The following is a 3474-nucleotide window of genomic DNA, read 5'->3' on the forward strand; positions in this document are numbered from 1 at the left end:
GCGGTGTCCCTGACTTCGACGTGAATCTGGTAAATCTTTGAAAAATTCATTTAGTGTCATATTCCATATAATATTTGGTCAAATGTAACAAAAAAATAGAACTTAACAGCCCTGCTCATAGTAGGGCTTCTAACTCAAATAAGCTATTTCGGCGATGTTGGTCTTACCTCAATCTTACTCGGCAAAGTCCGAGGGTTCATCTTGAGTAAGTCAGCCACCATCTGTCCAATGTCCTCGGGTTGAATTTTCCACGCATCTTTTTCCGAAGGTTCGTGGTCGTTGAAATGAGTAGCCACTGAACCCGGCATAATCGTCGTTACCTTGATACCATCATTACGGACATCCAACATAACCGCCTGCGTGAACCCAACCAAGCCAAATTTGCTGGCATTATAGGCTGACCCGTTGGCAAAGAAATTGGTCCCTGCCAAACTCGCAATCGTAATCAAATAGCCTTTTGATTCTTTCAACGCAGGCAATGCTGCTTTCACGCTGTAAAACACGCCTGTCAGGTTAATATCCATTGTTTCGTGCCATTGCTCCAAGGTCAGAGTTTCAATCGGTGCAAAATGACCTACCCCGGCATTGGCCACCAAAATATCCAAACTCCCCCATTGCCCAAGTACCTGATTGACGGCATTTTGCTGCGATTCAAAGTTGCGAACATCCGCTACAATACCCAACGCATACCCTTCTTTGATTTGATTCAATTGAGCAATTGCCGTGTTGACGGTTTCTTCATTCCGTCCCGTAATCGCCACTTTTATTCCTTCTTTGATGAGCATTTCGGCTACTCCGTACCCGATGCCCTTTGTTCCACCAGTGATGAGGGCTGTTTTTATCTTGGTTGACATAGTAAAGCAAATTTATTAGATGATGTAACCCCAAAACCTACCTCCCTCTATAAAAGTTCGGAAACAGCATTGCCACGCGGCGGCGATATGCCAGGTAATTCTCCCCAAATTCAGCTACAAGTTTCCGCTCCTCAAACACAATTCCGATGCGAACGTAGACAGTAATGCACACTGCCATAATGAGGTTTCGAACGGAGGCTTCTTCTACAAAAAGTCCCCAAATAAACAGGAGCGTACCCGTGTAAATCGGGTGACGTACATAGCGAAGCAGACCGGTGGTTTTGAGCGTGCCAGAGCCGGCATTTGTATTGCGAGGGGAGTAAGCCAAGCCCGAAAATTCTCTTAAATTATAACCAGATATCGCTATCAGTACGAGGAGCAAACCGCCGTATTTCAAGACGTTACCGACCAAGTGTATACGCCAATCAAACTCCCAAAACCTTTCGACGGGAAGCATGAGTTGATAAGCGATAATCATTACCAAAAACAGCAAAGCCAACAGATTGTAAAGCAAGCGATAATAGCGATAGTCTTTGCCCACTTTTTGCTCAAAAAACTGTTTTACTTTATTGTCTGCCAGCACGCTATGCAGGGTGCCATAGACAAGCCAAAGAAAGATTTGGAAGAGATAAGAGAGCATAATGTATTTTTTAGAAGTAAATCACTGCTAAACACCTTTTTTGCTATATTTGATGTATAACCTTCCTACCTTTCATAAAGGTAATATTTACTAATAAAATTTCATGTATTCAACTATTCAAAAAGACCTTGCACAACACTTAAATGACAATTACGTAGGTTCCTCCCAAGAAATGGATAAAGTAATATCTGCTTCTTTACATCTTGAACTCACTTTGTTTGCAAGAGAATTCATTGCTGACTTTGCCTGTGGGTTACTGTGGGTTAGGGCAGCAACTGAATAATTCTGCGGATAGCCAAACAAATGAAAAAATTACACACATTGGTCGCCAAATCAATATGGGTTCTGGAAGTACCTACATTGAAAATCAGACGCTCAACTCGCCTGTCCCCCAACCCTCGCCACCTATGCGAAAAAAAATTCTGTTTATTGCTGCCAATCCCGAAAACGAAGCGCGTATTGCCACGGATAAAGAATATCGCCTCATCAAAGCCGAATTGGAACGAGGTTCTCACCGTGATAGTTACGAATTTTTATTACCACAATTTGCCGTTACCATCCAAGAATTAATCCGTGCGATAGCTCCTAAGCCGCAGATTATTCATTTTGCCGGCCACGGCGAACGAAAAGGGATTATCATTACCAACGAACAGAATCAACCTCAGTCGTTGTCTTTGCCTATTTTGCAACGAATATTCAGGCCTTTAAAGACCTTTACAGAGTTAGTATTGCTCAATAGCTGTTATTCTGCATTGTGTGCTAAAGAAATTTCTGAATTCGGAATGTACGTGGTAGGTTATCTTCAACCCATCAGTGACGAAGCTGCCATTGGCTTTGCACAGGGACTGTACATCGGATTAAGCAGAGGCAAAACTTTTGAAGAGGCATTTAATGACGCTATAATTGTCTTACTTACAAAGAACACAGGTCATCTCCGAGGATTGGGAACGAGCGAAGAAAACAGTATCCTTGTAGAAGTGTGGAGAAATGGAGAAAAGCTTGATTTATAGTACTCTTATGAAAAGTCAAGAATCGGCAGACGATAATTTTGGCAAAATCGACCAGCAAATCAATATGGGTGCGGGAAGTACCTATATTGAAAACTAAACTAATTACAGCAATCGACTCATTAATCGTTTACTTACTGCTGTCGGCGTTTCTGTATCATCTGATTTTTTAGGAAGAGAAGACGAAATACTCAAAATTCGTCAGACTCTCAATGCGAATCCCCAGCCATTGGTTTTGGTTAATGGGGAAGGAGGAATTGGCAAAACTTCCATTGCCGCTAAATATTGGCATACTTATGAGAAAGACTATAAACATTTAGCTTGGCTGTTTTGCGAAAGCGGCATTGTAAATGCTATGTGCAACAGCCTTGTATATTCGTTGAAAATTGAAGATAGATTCAAACAAGTGCCCGAGCAGTCACAACTTGAATTCCTAAAAAATGAGTTGGCGGGTCTGGAAAGAGAGTGTTTATTGATTTTGGATAATGCCAATGACAAGCCTCACATTGAGGAGTTCTTACAAGTATTTAACGGTTTAGGTTGGCACGTACTTATTACCAGCCGTTGCCAAAAAGTTGTAAAAAACGAGATTTATATTAATCATTTGCCTCAACCACTGGCAAAGCAACTTTTTGAAAAATACTATCAAGAAACGACTTCCACTTTTGAAAACTTTCTAAATCGTTTCCTTAGAGCAGTAGGCTATAACACGCTTTGTATTGAGATTTTTGCCAAAAATTTAAGAGAAATGGCTGCCTTAGGCGAAACTATGGAAAGTTTTCTGACAAAATTGGAGCGAAAAGGGCTTTATTTAGGCAATGATTCTTTTGAAATTCAAACGGACTATACGCAGAATAAGTAATCAATCAAATTTAGATTAGATTTATTATATTGGCGCCATGAGCCGAAAAGAAAAACATATTGACCTGATAGAATCTGAACTAATTACCTTGCGGGAAGGGACAAAATATCA

4 protein-coding genes are annotated in these 3474 nt (G+C 40.9%); 2 read left to right on the forward strand and 2 right to left on the reverse strand.

Features of this window, described 5'->3' with window-relative positions:
- Positions 1–143: 143 nt before the first annotated feature.
- Positions 144–854: an SDR family oxidoreductase gene (locus tag Q0081_RS04160; protein WP_298349687.1), complete on the reverse strand. Its 711-nt coding sequence runs from the start codon at positions 852–854 to the stop codon at positions 144–146.
- Between the two features lie 37 nt (positions 855–891).
- Positions 892–1494 carry an isoprenylcysteine carboxylmethyltransferase family protein gene (locus Q0081_RS04165; protein ID WP_298349689.1) on the reverse strand — a complete coding sequence of 201 codons (603 nt, stop codon included), beginning with the start codon at positions 1492–1494 and terminating at the stop codon, positions 892–894.
- A 218-nt stretch (positions 1495–1712) separates the two neighbouring features.
- Here Q0081_RS04165 and Q0081_RS04170 point away from each other — a divergent pair, with 218 nt between their 5' ends.
- Together Q0081_RS04170 and Q0081_RS04175 are read left to right on the forward strand one after the other, a co-directional pair.
- Positions 1713–2504, forward strand: a complete 792-nt coding sequence (locus Q0081_RS04170; protein WP_298349692.1) for a CHAT domain-containing protein — start codon at positions 1713–1715, stop codon at positions 2502–2504.
- 184 nt (positions 2505–2688) lie between these two features.
- A complete protein-coding gene (locus tag Q0081_RS04175; RefSeq protein WP_298349694.1) occupies positions 2689–3363 on the forward strand; it encodes an NB-ARC domain-containing protein in 675 nt (224 codons plus the stop codon).
- Positions 3364–3474: the final 111 nt, after the last annotated feature.

Source organism: Runella sp., assembly GCF_027484545.1.
In the GTDB taxonomy this organism is placed as follows: Bacteria; Bacteroidota; Bacteroidia; order Cytophagales; family Spirosomataceae; genus Runella.